The following is a 14,919-nucleotide window of genomic DNA, read 5'->3' as shown; positions in this document are numbered from 1 at the left end:
GTTAGACGCGAGCCAGCATCAGCTCAAGGCGGGAACCGACACGTTCGGCAAGATCTGCCAGGTCACCAACCCACTCAATTATCTTATAGAGGAACATGACATCGATAGGATTCAGCTCAGCTTCCATGGCGAACAGCTGTCGACGCACCTGAATTTGCAGATCATCAGTGTCTTCTTCGATAGCATCGAGTTCACTGATCATCTTGGCTACCAAATCCACTTCACGGCCACGGAAGCCTGCTTCCAGCAGATCATCGAGCTCGTTGATCGCTTCTTTGGCTAGGGCGACTGCGTCGAGGCAGCGCTGCAAATAGGCGATAAATGGGGTTTGGATGGTTTGAGGGACAAGCAGTTGACGGCCGATGATTCGACCGGAAATATCTTTGGCTTTATTGGCGATTTTGTCCTGTTGAGTCAGGAGTTCCAGTAAGTCAGTCCTTTCTACTGGCATAAACAAGCCACCTGGCAGTGTCAGGCGGATTTCGCGCTTTAGAAAGTCAGCTTCTTTTTCCTCTTGGCTGATTTTCTTGCGAATAGTGACCGCATTATCCCAGTCTTCAGCTATGGTCGCTTCGAAGAAGGGCACGAGCAATGAGGCGCAATCGTATACTTTGTCTATATGCTCTTGCAGAGGTTTTATCGGCGATTTTGCAAACACGCCTAAAATAGAGTTTACTGGCATAGCCGTTTACCTATTTAGGTTATTCCACTATTGGAAAAGCGGGCGAATGTTAACCCAAGCGTCCGCTTATTGAAACTGTGTTTTTACAGAAAACACGTCGGTTTTTATTCTATCGGGTTATATAACGCCCGACAGGATAATCCTAGGTCATTTTTGTGACAACAATATGACATTGTGACCTTCGGATGACGAGATGATGAATTTTTGATGACAAAATGAGCAGTAGCCCACCATGGATGCCGAAAATCAACAAAATGAGATAGAGCTTAAGCTCTTTTTCCCCGCCACAGAAGTCAGTCACCTGACCACTTTTTTAAATGCTTTAGCCAACTGCAGGGCCGAGGGCTGTCAGCAGTTGAGTAATGGTTATTATGATACGCCCGAGTTGGCGTTGCGTCAGCTGGATATGGGTCTTAGAGTCCGCGGATGTGACAGCAAGCGGGAGCAAACCATCAAAACGGCCGGTCGGGTCAGCGGTGGGATCCACAGTCGACCGGAATACAATGTCGATATTGATGCCAACAGCCCGGTTTTGTCGCTGTTTCCTGCCGAAATTTGGCCTGAAAATACCGATGTCGATGCGTTGCAAACTCGCCTCAGATGCCTGTTTCATACCGATTTTCAGCGTTGCCGCTGGTTGGTGGTTCAGGGGGAGAGTCTGATAGAACTGGCGCTGGATACCGGCACTATTGCTGCCGGTGGCCAGAGCGAGTCGCTTTGTGAGCTGGAATTTGAGCTCAAGCGGGGGCGAGCGGCCGATCTATTGCCGCTGGCACTGCAGGTCGCGGCCAATGTACCCATGCGCCTGGGTAAGGCCAGTAAGGCGCAGCGAGGCTATCGGCTGGCGCAGCAGGCCAGCCCGCTGGCTTTGGAGGCGTTGCAATATATCAGTCTGCCCTGCGACAGTGATGTTAAGGCGACTCTCCTAGTGGTGCTGGAAACGGCGCTGGAGCGCTGGCAATTGCTGGAGGGTATGATTGCCGAGAGTTTGGATGATCCGGCAGGGCAAGCGCTATTGTGGCAGCGTCTGCGCTCTTGCGTGCGCCTGCTGCGCTTGACCCTGGGGCAGTTTACTCTGAGCAATAGCCAGACAGATGCGGGATTTTCCTGGCTGGAGCAGCAACTGGTCTTTGTGACAGAAGCAAATTATCTCGGGCGTTTGGTCCAGGATAAGTTATTGCTTGGCAAATTGGCCAATGCCGAGAGTGTGCGCGGCCAGGCCGTGCAACAGTTGCAAAAGATGGATTTCCACGGCCGTTTACAAACGCTATGGCAGGATTGCCGTTATGGTCAGCTGCAGTTGCAACTGGTGAACATGTTGCTCGAGCTGGCCAGTGGCGAGATGCAGATAGCCGTGGCAGGGGGCTTGAAGGGAACCTGTGACGGCCTGCAGGAGGCCTCCTGGCAAAAGCTGCTGGCGGCCATGCCGGGAGATGAACTCGGCCGTGATGATTATTTGAAACTGGCCGCTCCCTTGGATGAAGGCATTCTGGTGGGGCTGGCCTATGGCAGTCTCTACTCATCCAAGGCTCGCGATAGTTTCCGCGCGCCCTGGCAGGACTTGAGTCAGGGGATCATCAGTCTTGGCGCTTATGCCATGGCCGAGCAGTTGGCACCAGAGCTTGCCGAGGCCTTGGCCGACAAACAGCAGAGCCTGATTTTTGCGATGGAACAATCCCGTAAGATGGCGCTGCAGCAACATCCTTACTGGCGCTGATGCCTGGTAGAACTAAGCGTTTCGGACGAATCGCTCGTGAGTAAGCATTAAGAAGGACGCCTCGGCGTCCTTTTTAGTTGATTCTATTCGTCCCGTTGTTGCTGCGCCAACTTCTGTTTCAAGTCGGCGATTTCCGTCAGCATCTGTTGTTGGTTGGCTTCCATACGTTCGAGTACCAGATCCAACTCGCTCTTGATGACCTTGCTTTGGTTTTCCAGGCTCTCCTGCTCATCGGGGGCGACAAACAGCGATGCCATATAACCGGAAATGACCCCGAAGAAACTGACCCCGCAGACGATAACTACCCCACCTATCACATGGCCCACAGTCGTCACAGGGTAGAAGTCACCGTAACCCACAGTGGATATGGTCACTATCGCCCACCAGATGGCGTTTTCGGCGGTTTGAATATTGGCGCCTTCGACGCCACTTTCCACCAGCAACATCATTACCGAGGCGATAGTGATGATGGTCACCATAGATACCAGCAAGCTGGCGATGGTGGCCTGACGCCTTTGTTTTAGTAGTGGCCCTATCAGGGAACGACTCATACGAATGAGCCGCAATACCCTGAGGATCTGGAATAAACGGGCGAAGCGCAGCGCTTCAATCGCCGGAATACTGGCAACAAAGTCGACCCAATGGTATTTGATGTAGGCGAGTCGATTTTCTGCCCGGAAAAGCCCTATCAGAAAATAACTCATAAAGATAAAACAGATACCCGTATCGATGTAAAACAGTAGTTTGTGGGTTTCGGGATCGACAGGGACAAAGGTCATGACCAGGATCACAACCACGGAAATCAGCGACAATAACATCATCGCCAATTCGAAAGGGGAGACTTGAATAGACGGCTTCAGGAACCAGCGAGATTTATCCGGCATCGGTTCTTCCATTGAAAAACTAGATATCCTTTCAGGGTAAAAGACTTGCCGTTAGCTGTAAACGCGCGTGTTTATTGTTCGTCTACGAATTGTACCAGGTCTTCCAGTACCCGTTTTTTAATTTCCAGCTGTGCATCCGGCGTCAAGCCGTATTTTTCGGCGAGCTGGACATAGTCGGCGGGGCTGAGCGAAACGGTTAACCGTGGCCGCTTGGGACGCTTGGCCACGGATAAACCCAGTATCATGCGGATCTGATCTGAGGGGCTGACACCTGTATCCAGGGCCGCCTTGCGGATAGAGTATTGAAACCTTTCATCCAGATCGAATGCTACCTGAGTCGCCTTGGCAGCCTTTTGGTTTTGTAACCATTTTTCCGGATAAGGGTGGTTCTTGCTCATGCCGCATTATTCTCCTGGCCAGTAGTCACGAATATCGCTGAGGGGGCGGTAAAGGGTCAGCGCAACGTCGGTTTCGCCGCCTTCATAGACTTCGATATCCACAGCGCGAGACTCGTCATCATCCAGCAACTGATAGCTTTCGAAGGCATCTCCTGTTGCACCGTCAGCATCCTGAGGCGGCCTGAGTCCACGGTAATCTTCCCGGTGGAAATAGCCAAACTCAGCAAAACTGACCTGATGGTAGTGTTTCCCGAGCCATTGCTCAAGCATCTCAGTCTCGGCAGTGAGTGCCTTGGTACTCAGCTCAGCTTTCCCCGGTTCATCGAAGATGGCGGAGAAATCATCCAGATCGAATAAGGCATCCACCTGAGCGCGGCTTATCTTCAGCGAGAAAGCCAGCCAGGTTTCGTCGTCTTCATCCAGCCCCAGATAGATGGCTTCGCCGCTGTGCCCCTTGAGCACCCATTCAGTCGACTGACTACGCTGATACTCATAGGTATTGACGGCTTCGACCCTAAGCTGCTGCCCGCGCAGATGCGCGGGCAGGGCAAAGCTGTCATCAAGGGAGATCATATCGCCCTTTTGCAGCTCAGATGGGTGCTTAAGCTGACGCACTGGAGTTTCTTTTTTGCCAAACAGGCTGCCAAAGAATCCCATAAGTTATCAGCCTTTCTTGGCTTTCAAACGCTCGAGCACATCGCTGGCGTTGCTCTTCTGCTCGCCGATACCGGCTTCAGCCAGCTTGGCTTTCAGCGATTGGTCACTGTTCTCGGCTTCCAGGTTTTCGGCAGCCTTCAGGCGGTCGTCAAACTGTTGCTGACGGGCCTTGATACGCTCCAGTGAGTCTTTGGCGTTGAGCAGCTTGGAGTTGCTTGACGCGAAAGAGTCGGTAATGGAAGCCGTGGCCTTTTGCACGCTTTCAGTGGTCTTGACCATGCTCAACTGACGCTGATAGTCGGCCAACTGACGTTCGGTCTTCTTCACCAGATCTTTCAGGCGGGCAGCATGGGCGCTGAAGCTGTCGTTGGCGGTTTGTTGCTCGGCCAGTTCCATTTCCAGCTGGGCAATTTTCTCGGCCACTTCCAGCGCCAGGATTTCATTGCCTTTTTCCAGTGCCTGAGTGGCATAGCCTTCATGCTCGGCGACAGCACGTTTAATGCGATCGATTTCACGGCTGGCTTGCATCTCTTTGGCCATCACATCTGTCAGTTCACGCTTGGCCTTGGTGAGGTGTTTCTCGGCGTCACGGATCTCCTGTTCGAAGATGCGGGTTGAGTTGGCGTCCACTATGCTTTGGCCGACTTCGTTGGCCCCACCGCGGAATGCTGTAAGAATTTTGTTCAGTATGCCCATGATTTGGCTCCTTATTTCAAAAAGTCGACCAGTTCGTCAATGACTTCGAGACAGTTGTCAGACAGGACCGAGAGTTCCTGTTCTATTTCCAGCATGCTCGATTGCAGGGAGAGTGCACCGTAAACCACATACTTATCGTCAATCTTGGCGAATGAAGACAGTGGCATAGGGATGTTGAGTTCCAACATGGTTTCAAACATCTCGGCACGGCGTTCCTGCTTGAGTTCATCCTCTCCCCAGAGATAACTGATGCAGAGGATTTGGTTTTCCGTTACCGAAACAAATACGGGGATCTCTTCACGGCCAACCACATTGACCTGCAACACTTCTACATCCCCTTCAATGGGGTAACAGTCAAACTGGAACCCAGTAGAGCTGTTGTCGCCAAGTCCATTTAAATGATTGGCAATAGTGTGAATATTCATATTTGTCCTCTTTGACATATTATGTCTGCGTTTAAAGATAACACCGAGACATAATATGTCAAGCGTTATCTTTGCCTGTTTAAAAGGTTGCTACACCCTGTTCATCTGTCCATGCCTGCAGGTGGTAGTAATACAGCTGCAGTGAGCCTATGGTGTTGGGCTGAACCTGGTCCATCTTAGTGTAAAACTGTTTCGGAAACTCGAAGGCGCCGCGAATAAGCCCGGGCGTCAACCAGTCATCCTCTACCGGCAGTTGCTGCATCTGTTGCAGTCGGCTCTTGGCATCCTGGCCATTGAGTGTCCCTATGGTCCAGCCCCATTCGCCAAAGCTGGGCACATTGTGGTGATACTGATTCACCTTGAATCCCGCCAGTGCCAGGGTCTTGCCTACAGAGATAAAGGCCTTGGTCGCATGGTAAGGCGAGGTGGACTGTATACTGATGGCCCCATCCGCGCTCAGAAGTTCCCTGAGTTTTTTATAAAACAGGTCTGAATAGAGCTTATTGAGATCCGGATGTGAGGGATCAGGCAAATCCACTATGATGGCATCGTATTTATCGCCGCGGGCCAGCAAGCGGTCGACACCGTTAAAGGCATCGTCGAAAACCGTTTCCACCCTGGGATCGGCAAAGGCGTTGCCGTTGAGGCCGAGCAATGCTGTCCTGAGATCTTCCGGTACTTCAGCCCCGGGTTCTTTGAACAGTTTGACCATCTCGGCATCGAGATCCACCAGAGTGACCTGCTTGGGTTGCCATTTCAGTACCTGTTTCAAGCCCAATCCATCACCGCCGCCTATGATCAACACCTTGTCGTGACGGGCACTGGCCGCCAGAGTCGGATGTACCAGGAAGGCGTGATAGATGTGTTCATCACTGGAGGAGAACTGCAGCCTGCCATTGATATAGAGGGAGTACACCGGCGGCAGATGGTTACCCATCAGGCGCTTGGTCAGTGTCAGTTGCTGAAACCGGGTAGCCTTGGCATAGACGACCTTGTCTTGATACAGGAGGTTGTTGAATCCTTGCTCCCAGGTCGGCCCCTTAATGGCCAGCATCAGCAGTATCCCCGTAGCCAGTACGTGTGCCGCCAGTAACCAGTTGGCGGCGCGGATCCTGTCCCTGAAGCGGATAATAAAGATAAACCCGGCCAAGAGGTTAAAGGCGGCGGTCATGGCGGCAGCCAGCTGGATATCCAGCGCCAGCATAAAGCCGACCCAGAGCGCCGCACCCACACCAGCACCTATATAGTCGGCGCCATAGATGGTGCCGGCATTGTGCAGCAGGTGTTCTTCGGAAAGAGCCTGACGCACCCTGGCGATAAGCGGGATCTCCATCCCTATCATCAAACCGAGCAACACACCCCAGAGATAGGGCAGGTAGCGGGACAACTCCTGAAAACGGCCGATAAAGCCACCCTGAGGCAGATGATCCGGCGGTAGCCCCAGGGTTCGTCCTATCAGTTCCGGCAGCTCGTGGCCAAAGCCGATGACGGCGGCGGTGATCAGAATCGCCAGTGAGCCCAGCAAGGCGACAGTTAATTCCAATACTGCAAAGCCGCTGAAGGCGCACTTTATCTTGCGGGCGGCAAAGGCCCCCAAGCCCATGGAGACTATCATCAAGCCTATCATGGTGTAGATGGCTGCCTCGAGGGCGCCCAAAATGCGCCCGGCATAATGGGAAAGCAGGTATTCGTATATCAGACCACAGGCCGCCAGTACCCCCATGATCCCCAAAAGCAAGGTATCATCGAGGGCACCTAAGTGGCGTCTGTTGGGCTCTTGGGGGTTGGCGTGACTACTTAATGCCACGGGATCAGGCCATCAAAGCGGTGAGGATCAGCGCAACCGCTATGCTGATCGCCATTTCAACCGCGGCCAAGCCTATGTTGTGCTGCTTTTCCACCTCATCGGCGAGGTCAATTTTTGCCAGCACCAGGAGTTTGACCAAGGGTAGCAACAGGCTCAGTACCACCAACATAATGAAGGAGAACACCAGCCAGCCAAGGGCGTTGGTTACATAGGCTTCAGGGCTGAAGACGATAAAGTGACTGGCGGCATTGAAGCTCAGCGCCATGGCGATCATCGCCCCGGCATGACGTATCGCCAGGGCGGTATTTCCCTGCGCCAGCGCTTGCTGCATTGAGCTGTCCTGGTTGCGGGCGGCGTAGCGATTCTCTCTGAGGCGGGTCAGCAACACCAGCATCAATTGAGAGATGGCGAAGGCACTGAGGATGGCAATAAAGGTATCCAGAGTCAGATCTTCGGCCCACAGCAGCACGGCGCGGATAATAATCGCAGTGGCGATAGCGGCCGAGGCATCGACTATGGCAACCGACACATTGCCTTTGAGTACCAGGGCGTTCTTGTCGATATTATTCAAGGCGATTTTATCGTGCAAAAAGCGCCCCATTTTGATCAGCACCAGACCAAACAGGCCGTAGGCGCTCATGCCGATGGCTTCCTGCAGATAACTGTGAGCGGCGGCGCCGGTAATGGCGCCTGTCAGCACTATACCCAGTGCCGCAACAGCGCCGGCGGTGCTGATGCCGAAGGCGAAGTTGTCTCTGACCGCCAGCTCTTCACTGCTGTTTACCCGAATACTCCAGCCCTGCAGGTAGCGGGTCAGAGTGAGCAGTACCACGGCGATAGAAAGGTCGATGGCGAGTATGACGGCCAGTTCCTGAGTGATGCCGAATTCCTGAAATAGAGTCATGTTCATTCCTTAAGTTGTGATCCTGGCTGAGTTATTTGCCCCGGCTGACACCACGGCTGGTGCGACTGCCAGAATTACGGAAACTGCTGTCTTTAGAGTAGTTTGAGCGAAACTTGCTGGCCGATTGTCCACTGCTGGATGGCTTGGGTGCGGCGCTGCTCTGACGAGAGAGGGCGCTGGAGCCGGAGCGGGACTTGGCATAAGGGCTGTCAAAGCGTTTGCCTTGAGAGTCGAAACGTTTTTTGGTGCGCTCATAGACCTGAGTTTGGGCCTTGGCCTGCTTGGGGGAGGTATAGCGATAGCGGCCCACATCATTGTAATAGCTGTAATCCCTGCCTCTGGACCAGTTGTCATAATAAACCGGCCTGTGGAACAGGTTGGAAAACATGGAGTACATGCCATACCAGGCCCAAAAGGACATGCCGTTGGAATCGGTTTGCCACTGGCCATAGGCGGGGTTACCCACCAACTGGCTGCCGGCACCAAAGTCTTCCGAGCCATTGGCCAGGGTTGAAGCCTCGCGGCTGATGGCGTTGACCCTGGCGAGTTTGCCCTCTGACATATCGGCAATCACATTGACGGGATCTGACAGCATGTCGTTGAACAGGCTTGAGTCCAGCGCTTGATAGAGGTTGTTTTCCTCTTCCAACTGTTGGTCAAGATTAACAAAGTTGCTCGCCACCTTGGCGTCTTTCACCCTGCTTTCCAGTGACTTGTACAGTGGTCCTTTACTGGTGGCATCCAGTGTCAGTTGCTCCACCAGCGGTTGTAATTCCGGCCGCTGCTGCGCCAGAATTTGACCATACTGTTTAAGTAAGATGCCGTTGCGCAGCTGGTCTTTGTCCAGCATCTGGCCGAGTTTTTCCAGACGTTGGTCATTCAGCTGTTGCAACTGGGCGATCTGCTCGGGTCTGTCGTCACCGCAGGCTGTCAGTGATAACAGCATTAGCAGACTGAGAATACGGATCAGCATTCCTGCCATGTTTTCTCCATTATGATAAGCACTTGAGACTGGCAAACGGTGCTAAAACCTCTGGTCCCCGTAGGCCGTCAGTGCAAGTTGGTGTAATCTGTGCACAGAGTATCACCCACAAGAATTGGGGTGAAGTCAGAATCACAGGCATCGATTTGGTAACCTTCATGTCGAGCAGAGATACGTGCAGTAAAATGACATAATATGTCTAAATAATCTTGAATACAATCGAACAGGGATAACTATGGAATTGGGGTGTGACAGTCAAAAGCCGTTTTCCGAGTTGCTGTGTAAGCAGGCCGGTAAGCATTGGCATCTGCTGGTGGAGCGCTGGCCTGAGGTGGTCACCGAGCTCAGCCTCATCGAGCAGCAGGAGCTGCAGCGAGTTATGGGCCTGAGTGATTATGTTGCCACTCAGCTGTGCCGCCACCCAGAGTGGATTGCCCCCTTGTTTACCGGCCAGCTCACTCGCCTGGATAGACAAGACTTTGCCGGCGAAATTCAATCCCTGCTCGACTCTGTCACCCAGGAAGAAACCGCCAAATCAGTGCTGCGAAATTATCGCAATCGGCAAATGGTACGCCTCGCCTGGCGCGACTTCATGGGTTATAGCCCGCTGCAGGAGTCACTGCTCGATCTCTCTGTATTGGCTGAGGCACTGATCATCGGCGCCAGAGACTGGCTCTATCGTGAAATGTGCCAGAGTCTGGGAACCCCCTGTGACAGCGACGGCAAGCCACAACCCTTGATGATCCTGGGAATGGGCAAGCTGGGCGGTCGTGAGCTGAATTTCTCATCCGATATCGACTTGATCTTTACCTTCCCGGAACACGGCGAGACCCAGGGCGGTCGGCGCAGCCTGGATAACCAGCAGTTCTTTATCCGCATGGGGCAACGCCTGGTCAATCTGCTGGGGCAGGTCACAGTCGATGGCTTTGTGTTCCGGGTCGACATGCGTTTGCGTCCCTATGGCGAGAGTGGCCCGCTGGTGGTCAGCTACAGCGCCCTTGAGGATTATTATCAGGAGCAGGGGCGTGACTGGGAGCGTTATGCCATGGTCAAAGCCCGTGCGCTTGGTCCCTGGACTCAATACTCTGATGAGCTTCACGACCTGCTGCGCCCCTTTGTTTACCGGCGTTATATCGACTTTTCTGCCATAGATTCCTTGAGGCGGATGAAACGCCTTATCGCCCAGGAAGTGCGGCGGCGCCAGCTCAAGGACAACATCAAACTCGGTGCCGGCGGTATCCGCGAAGTGGAGTTCGTGGTGCAGAGTTTTCAGCTTATCCGCGGCGGCCGGGAGCCTGCGCTGCGCAGTCAAAGCCTGTTCGATGCCATAGATACCCTCTTTCGTTTGGGGCAACTTGAGTACCTGGCGGTAGATGAACTCAAGCAAAGTTATCTGCTGCTGCGCCGGGTAGAAAACCTGTTGCAGGCCATAGGAGATAAACAGACCCAGACCCTGCCGGATAACGGTTTGGATTGGCATCGTCTCTGCTATGCACTGGAGATGGCCAATGAAGCAGAGCTGCGCAGTGAGATTGATTCTGCCATGTTCAAAATTCATCGCCATTTTCGCGATACCGTCGGCGGTGATGAAGACAATGAGGAGCAAAGCGACAGCTGGGCCTGCCAGCTCTGGGTCTGTGACAGCGAGGAAGACATACAATCGCTGCTGGCCGAGCGAGGCATAGAAGACAATGAACTCTGGAGCAGTCTGGCCCATTGGCACGAGACGGTATCACGCCGGGCCATAGGCCCAAGAGGGCGGGATACCCTGGATAAGCTGATGCCGAAAATGCTTGAGGAGCTGACGCTGCAGCCCAATCCCGGCAAGGCATTCAAGCCGGTAACCGGCGTACTGGAGCAGATCCTCACCCGCACCACTTATCTTGAACTTTTGTGTGAAAACCCCGGCGCCCGCCAACAATTGGTGAGCCTGTGTTGTGCCAGTCCCTGGATTGCCCAGCAACTGGCGAAATTCCCCATGTTGCTGGATGAGCTGATCGATCCGGCGCAGCTTTATGACACCACCTCTCTGGATGACTACGGCAGTGAACTGCGCCAATACTTGCTGCGGGTTCCGGAAGAGGATATGGAGCAGCAGATGGAGGCGCTCAGGCAGTTTAAACTGTCGCAACAGTTGAAAATTGCCGCTGCGGATGTCACCGGGGTCTTACCTATCATGCAGGTCAGCGATCACCTGACTTTTCTTGCCGAGGCCATCATAGAGCAAGTGGTGCAACAGGCCTGGCAGCAAATGACAGAGCGCCACGGCGTGCCGCCTGGCCTGGCTGACGGGGAGATAGGTTTTGCCGTCGTCGGCTATGGCAAGCTGGGGGGCATTGAGCTGGGCTACGGCTCGGATCTCGACCTGGTGTTTCTGCACAATGCCAAGGGTGGCTCGACTGACGGTGACAAGCCGTTGGATGTAGGGCACTTCTATCTCAAACTGGCGCAGCGGATATTACACCTGTTTTCCACCCGCACCATGTCGGGCGAGCTCTACGAGGTGGATATGCGCCTGAGACCATCGGGCGCCTCCGGGCTCTTGGTCAGTGAAATTGGTCGTTTCGGCGAGTATCAGCAGCAGGAAGCTTGGACCTGGGAACATCAGGCTTTGGTTCGTGCCCGCTTTGTCTTCGGTGACAACGTCCTGGCGCAGGAGTTTCAGACGGTGCGAGACAGTGTGCTGCGCCAAGCAAGAGACAGGAAACAGCTGGCCAGCGAAGTGCGCGAGATGCGCCTTAAGATGCGCGACCATCTGCTCAAAGCGCCGCAGGGAATGTTCGATCTTAAACAAAGCGTTGGCGGTATCGCCGATATTGAATTTATCGCTCAGTATCTGGTGCTGGCTCATGCCCATAAGTACCCTGAGCTGTGTATCTGGTCTGATAATGTGCGGATTTTTGAGGTGTTGGCTGAGCTTGAGCTGTTGCCCTTGATGTCGGCGCAGCATCTGACCCAGGCCTATTGCATGCTGAGGGATGAAAACCACAGGTTGACTCTGGCCGGGTTGCCTGGGCAAGTGGCGCAGGAAAAAGTGGCGGAGCAGGCCGAACGGGTCAGCAACATCTATGAGCTTATCCTGGGGCAATAGTTATTTATGGCTGATGGGCATGGCTCGGATACAAGAGGTTGATGCCATCTTTATTCGACTTTCAATAACCTGCCCTTGGCTTGCCGGGAGTTCCCTGCAACATTTCGCTTAAGCGGCTGTAGGTGCGGCGAAACTCGAAGTTGAGGGCGCCGCCCTGATACAGCTGCTCCAGTGGTACTTGGGCATGTAGCACCAGTTGTTTACCCCTGTCATAAAACTCATCTATCAGGGCGATAAAGCGCCGGGCGGCATCATCCTCCGGCGCATAACTGAGTTTTCTATCGCCTGTGCTGACGGCTTCGGCAGCATCTTCGGTGCCGCGGGCGCGGATCCAGCCGCGGCGCTCACCGCCAAGCCTGGGCACATGGCTCAGCAGCAGAGTATCCAGTGTTTCGGCCAGCTCCATATAATCCAGAGTGGATCTCGGCCCTTCGCAGAGCTGATCGAAGCGAAACCAGGCCAGGGATTGTGTGGCTTCCATGGCTTGGAAAAAAAGCGCTCTGCCCATGATGCTGAGTTGCCCTGGGCCCGAGGCGTTTTTTGAAAACCACTGGCTGAAGTCAGGTTCATTGCCAAGCTGCAGCAGGGGAAGTGCCGCCTGGGCATGGGGCGCGCCTTTGGTGAGGCGATGGTCTCGCTCGCCATTGAGGTGCAGTGATTCCATCTTCTGTTGCAACAAGTCGATAGTCGGTAAAAAGCGCTCTCGCTGCAGGCCGTTTTCATAGAGGCGCTCGATTGGCGTATTGGAAGTGCTGACCAGCATAACGCCACGGTTAAACAGGCCTTCGAGTAAACGTCCAAGAATAATGGCATCGCCGATATCCGAGACGAAAAACTCATCGAAGCACAGCAGGCGGCATTCTTTGGCCAGTGTGGCGGCAATCTGATCCAAAGGCTCACGGGTGCCGCTGATGCGGTTCAGATCTCTGTGAACCCTGGCCATAAAGTGATGAAAATGCAGTCTGAGCTTGGGCTGCCCCTCGACGGCATTGAAAAAGAGATCCATCAACATGGTCTTGCCGCGGCCGACATCCCCCCACAGGTAGAGCCCGGGGACTTTGTTTCCCTGACCGAGTGCCTGAAAACGCTTATCAAGCGCTGCCAGCGCAGGCAACTGGGCTGGGTCTTGCAGCCAAGGGCCTTGGGCATAGCGTTCAGAGGGGGAAATTGTGTGCTTCATTCTGGACGTCCCATCCTGTGACTGTTATTTAAGTGCCATATAAGTGCCGCGGGCGGCCAGTATAGCAAGGGCTTGAGCCTGAAGGAAAAGTGCCTGCCATGCCGCTTTATCTATCCATGGAATAGTGTTCAGTTCCTTTTACGGCTAAGATGCGCCTTTTGAGCCATAGGTTGAGGAACAAGCCATGACGGCAGAATTGGCAATCATAGATATCGAGGAAGGTCAGGGCAAAGCCGCGGTGAAAGGAGCGCTTATCACGGCTCACTACCGAGGTTGGTTGAGTGACGGTACTCAATTTGATTCTTCCTGGGACAAGGGCCGTCCCTTTCAGTGTGTCATAGGCACAGGGCGGGTGATCAAGGGCTGGGATCTGGGCTTGATGGGGATGAAGGTCGGTGGCAAACGCCGACTCAAGGTTCCGGCACATCTGGCTTATGGTGAACGCCAGGTTGGGGCGCTGATCAAGCCGAATTCGGATCTTGAATTTGAAATCGAACTGCTGGAGGTCCTGACCCGCGACGATTGAGTCCTGGGCTTTTGAGCGCTATTGGCTAAGATGGATTTTGTTTTTATATAAAGCTGATATTATAGCTTTGCCCTTCATTCATCTGAGTCATAAAAGCACTATGAGCCGTTCCCCCTTCGCATCTTTTCAATGGCATTCAGACATTTTTGCCTGCGACAGTACGGATATCGAACATTTCTATGCCCAATTGCAACAGGAAGTTGATCGTCTGCAGCTTGGGCGCAAGAAGCTGGGCGAAATAGGTGATTATCCACTGGAGCTGTATCAGTCGCCCTCAGCGACGGCGGAGCTGCCTTCTGTGTTGATCAGTGCCGGATTCCACGGTGAAGAGGCGGCCGGCCCTTGGGGTATGCTGCATTTTCTCAGTGAACTGCAACAGGATATTTTCGAGCGAATTAATCTGAGCTTGTTGCCCTTGGTCAACCCCACTGGCTTTGCCAAGGGGCACAGATTCAATAAGTTCGGTGAAAACCCCAATCGGGGTTTTTTGCAGCCCAAAGAGGGCGAAGCCAGTTCACCTTCGGTTGAAGGCAAGCTGCTGCTGGAATATGGTCAACTGCTGCAGGGCGCCAGCCGCGAAGGCATATTGACCTGTCATGAGGATGTGTTGCAGCAGCATACCTATATCTATTCTTTTGAGCCCAGACAATCACCCGGTCAGTTCAGTTTGCAGCTGCGTGATACTCTGGGGCGTTTCTTTGATATTGCCGCCGATGGCGATATCGATGGCTGTCCGGTGCAAGACGGGGTCATCTTCAACCACTTTGATACTTCGTTCGAGGCCTGGCTGGTTCGCTCCGGTGCCAAGGTGGGTGTTTGCAGTGAAACACCGGCAACCCAGAACCTGGATCAGCGAATTCTGGCCAACAGCGCCGTGATGCACGCCTTTGTGCAGCAGCAGTTGGCTCCCATCAAGGGGTAACAGCCAAAAGCAAGACCCCAGCCTAGGCTGGGGTCTTGTTCTTTTTAA

The 14,919-nt window shown here is 53.7% G+C and carries 14 protein-coding genes; 4 read left to right on the top strand and 10 right to left on the bottom strand.

Annotated features, from left to right (window positions below; all coding sequences use genetic code 11):
* Position 1: 1 nt before the first annotated feature.
* Positions 2-682 (bottom strand): TIGR00153 family protein, encoded by a 681-nt coding sequence (locus K5621_RS16325; RefSeq protein ID WP_100144900.1) that lies wholly within the window; start codon positions 680-682, stop codon positions 2-4.
* Between the two features lie 232 nt (positions 683-914).
* On the opposite strand from K5621_RS16325, the gene K5621_RS16320 reads away from it, so the two are divergent.
* Positions 915-2,399 (top strand): CYTH domain-containing protein, encoded by a 1,485-nt coding sequence (locus K5621_RS16320; protein ID WP_245003099.1) that lies wholly within the window; start codon positions 915-917, stop codon positions 2,397-2,399.
* An 83-nt stretch (positions 2,400-2,482) separates the two neighbouring features.
* Here K5621_RS16320 and K5621_RS16315 read toward each other — a convergent pair whose 3' ends face one another.
* The 8 genes from K5621_RS16315 to K5621_RS16280 all read right to left on the bottom strand — a co-directional run bounded on the left by K5621_RS16315 (position 2,483) and on the right by K5621_RS16280 (position 9,152).
* Positions 2,483-3,283 carry an ion transporter gene (locus tag K5621_RS16315; RefSeq protein ID WP_100144965.1) on the bottom strand — a complete coding sequence of 267 codons (801 nt, stop codon included), beginning with the start codon at positions 3,281-3,283 and terminating at the stop codon, positions 2,483-2,485.
* Positions 3,284-3,354: 71 nt separating this feature from the next.
* Positions 3,355-3,681: a hypothetical protein gene (locus K5621_RS16310; RefSeq protein WP_100144902.1), complete on the bottom strand. Its 327-nt coding sequence runs from the start codon at positions 3,679-3,681 to the stop codon at positions 3,355-3,357.
* Between the two features lie 6 nt (positions 3,682-3,687).
* Positions 3,688-4,338, bottom strand: a complete 651-nt coding sequence (locus K5621_RS16305; protein ID WP_039034530.1) for a hypothetical protein — start codon at positions 4,336-4,338, stop codon at positions 3,688-3,690.
* A 6-nt stretch (positions 4,339-4,344) separates the two neighbouring features.
* The gene (locus K5621_RS16300) at positions 4,345-5,034 is read right to left on the bottom strand and encodes a PspA/IM30 family protein (RefSeq protein WP_221049780.1); all 690 of its coding nucleotides are present in this window, start codon (positions 5,032-5,034) and stop codon (positions 4,345-4,347) included.
* A gap of 11 nt (positions 5,035-5,045) precedes the next feature.
* On the bottom strand, positions 5,046-5,459 hold the full coding sequence (locus K5621_RS16295) for a YjfI family protein (RefSeq protein WP_025010359.1): 414 nt from the start codon (positions 5,457-5,459) through the stop codon (positions 5,046-5,048).
* Positions 5,460-5,538: 79 nt separating this feature from the next.
* Entirely contained in the window at positions 5,539-7,266 is a 1,728-nt protein-coding gene (locus K5621_RS16290; protein ID WP_221049779.1) for a polyamine aminopropyltransferase, read from the bottom strand.
* 4 nt (positions 7,267-7,270) lie between these two features.
* The gene (locus K5621_RS16285) at positions 7,271-8,170 is read right to left on the bottom strand and encodes a DUF350 domain-containing protein (RefSeq protein ID WP_039034533.1); all 900 of its coding nucleotides are present in this window, start codon (positions 8,168-8,170) and stop codon (positions 7,271-7,273) included.
* 31 nt (positions 8,171-8,201) lie between these two features.
* Positions 8,202-9,152 carry a hypothetical protein gene (locus K5621_RS16280; protein WP_039034534.1) on the bottom strand — a complete coding sequence of 317 codons (951 nt, stop codon included), beginning with the start codon at positions 9,150-9,152 and terminating at the stop codon, positions 8,202-8,204.
* Positions 9,153-9,387: 235 nt separating this feature from the next.
* On the opposite strand from K5621_RS16280, the gene glnE reads away from it, so the two are divergent.
* Positions 9,388-12,243 (top strand): bifunctional [glutamate--ammonia ligase]-adenylyl-L-tyrosine phosphorylase/[glutamate--ammonia-ligase] adenylyltransferase, encoded by a 2,856-nt coding sequence (gene glnE, locus K5621_RS16275; RefSeq protein WP_221049778.1) that lies wholly within the window; start codon positions 9,388-9,390, stop codon positions 12,241-12,243.
* A gap of 61 nt (positions 12,244-12,304) precedes the next feature.
* Here glnE and zapE read toward each other — a convergent pair whose 3' ends face one another.
* Positions 12,305-13,423 carry a cell division protein ZapE gene (gene zapE, locus K5621_RS16270; RefSeq protein WP_221049777.1) on the bottom strand — a complete coding sequence of 373 codons (1,119 nt, stop codon included), beginning with the start codon at positions 13,421-13,423 and terminating at the stop codon, positions 12,305-12,307.
* A 184-nt stretch (positions 13,424-13,607) separates the two neighbouring features.
* Between zapE and K5621_RS16265 the strand changes: the two genes are divergently transcribed.
* Together K5621_RS16265 and K5621_RS16260 are read left to right on the top strand one after the other, a co-directional pair.
* Positions 13,608-13,949 (top strand): FKBP-type peptidyl-prolyl cis-trans isomerase, encoded by a 342-nt coding sequence (locus tag K5621_RS16265; RefSeq protein ID WP_025890081.1) that lies wholly within the window; start codon positions 13,608-13,610, stop codon positions 13,947-13,949.
* A gap of 100 nt (positions 13,950-14,049) precedes the next feature.
* Positions 14,050-14,871 (top strand): N-acetyl-ornithine deacetylase, encoded by an 822-nt coding sequence (locus K5621_RS16260; RefSeq protein WP_221049776.1) that lies wholly within the window; start codon positions 14,050-14,052, stop codon positions 14,869-14,871.
* The last annotated feature ends 48 nt before the right edge of the window (positions 14,872-14,919 follow it).

Source organism: Shewanella carassii (assembly GCF_019670705.1).
Taxonomy (GTDB): domain Bacteria; phylum Pseudomonadota; class Gammaproteobacteria; order Enterobacterales; family Shewanellaceae; genus Shewanella; species Shewanella carassii.
This window is presented reverse-complemented; position numbering and strand designations above follow the sequence as displayed.